Here is a 534-nt window from a genome sequence, read left to right as displayed (position 1 = left end):
GCCCGGTTACATTCCGAACCCGGAAGCTAAGCCTTTCAGCGCCGATGGTACTGCAGGGGGGACCCTGTGGGAGAGTAGGACGCCGCCGAACAATCTTTCAGGACCCTTGGTCCCAGCGTTCACGCTGGGACCAAGGGTCTTTTTTTGTTTGCTTGTATTTTCCGAAGCGCGCCGGTGTGCCGGCTGCGCGAGAATGACTGCAGTACCCGAAGACAGGAGTCACGCCGATGTCCACCAACTCTCCCGACGACCGTCCGGAGCGCGAGCCGCGCCGTAAGGACGGTGGCGAGCGGGGCGGCTTCCGTGGCCCGCGTCGTGACGACAACCGTGGTGGCGACAACCGCGGTGGCGGCGGCTTCCGCCGCGACGACCGCGGCGGTGACAACCGTGGCGGCGGCTACCGCGGGAACGACAACCGCGGTGGCGGTGGTTTCCGTCGCGACGACAGCCGTGGTGGTGAGCGGCCCGCGTTCCGCCGTGACGACCGTGGTGGTGACAACCGTGGTGGTGGTGGCGGTGGTTTCCGTCGCGACG

The 534-nt window shown here is 67.0% G+C and carries 1 rRNA gene and 1 pseudogene; both read left to right on the top strand.

Going from position 1 to position 534, the window contains the following annotated elements:
- Positions 1-91: ribosomal RNA gene (rrf, locus tag ACWDX6_RS13370) — 5S ribosomal RNA — on the top strand; the annotation flags it as partial.
- A 136-nt stretch (positions 92-227) separates the two neighbouring features.
- Positions 228-534: pseudogene (locus ACWDX6_RS13365) on the top strand (DEAD/DEAH box helicase); the annotation flags it as partial.

It is taken from the genome of Streptomyces sp. NPDC003027 (assembly GCF_053591435.1).
Note: the sequence above shows the minus strand (reverse complement) of the source record. Positions and strands in the feature narration are given on the sequence as shown.